Here is a 744-nt window from a genome sequence, read left to right on the forward strand (position 1 = left end):
GGGGGACCGTTGCTAATTATGAGGGGCTATGGGTTGCTCGTAATATTAAAACGTTACCATTAGCAATGTCTAAACACCCACAGGCACAGCATTTGTTAAAAGATAAAACAGAAAGGGCATTATTAAATATGCCAACTAATGCTGTTTTAGATTTGATTGATGAATTAAAGAAAAAAGGTATCTTCGAAGAAGTTAGAGATATGACGTGCCGAGGTGAGGGGGTTGAACAAGGCAAATTAGGTAAATTGCTTGTTCCACAGTCGAAGCACTACTCATGGCTAAAAGCGATGGATATCTTGGGATTAGGGCAGCAAAATATCGTTCAACTGCCTGTTGATGATAGCTACCGCACCGATACAGCTCAAATGAGGCAAATTGTGTTTTCATTAATTGAGCAAGGTGAGCCTATTTTAGCCGTTGTCGCTGTGGTTGGAACAACGGAAACCGGTGCAATTGACAATGTAGCTGAACTGATTGCTTTACGTAAAGAATGTGAGTCGCGTTTTGGCATCTCTTTTTATATACATATTGATGCTGCTTATGCAGGTTACGCATGTGCCATGTTCAGAGATGAAAACAATCAATTTATTGAATATGAGATGTTGATCCAGCGTTATCATAATGAAGGTATTTTCCCCCCAGATATTGTTTGGCCTAAGCGGGATGTCTACCAAAGTTTTAGAGCTTTGCAGGAAGCCGATTCCATCACCGTTGATCCTCACAAAGTCGGCTTTATTCCTTATG

At 40.6% G+C, this 744-nt stretch carries 1 protein-coding gene; it reads left to right on the forward strand.

The annotated features are described in order from the left end of the window. Positions 1-744 (forward strand): pyridoxal-dependent decarboxylase (locus tag ABN217_RS19285; protein ID WP_349459865.1); only part of this gene is annotated, 744 nt, incomplete at both ends.

It is taken from the genome of Proteus sp. fly-1067, from assembly GCF_040139345.1.
GTDB lineage: Bacteria > Pseudomonadota > Gammaproteobacteria > Enterobacterales > Enterobacteriaceae > Proteus > Proteus vulgaris_B.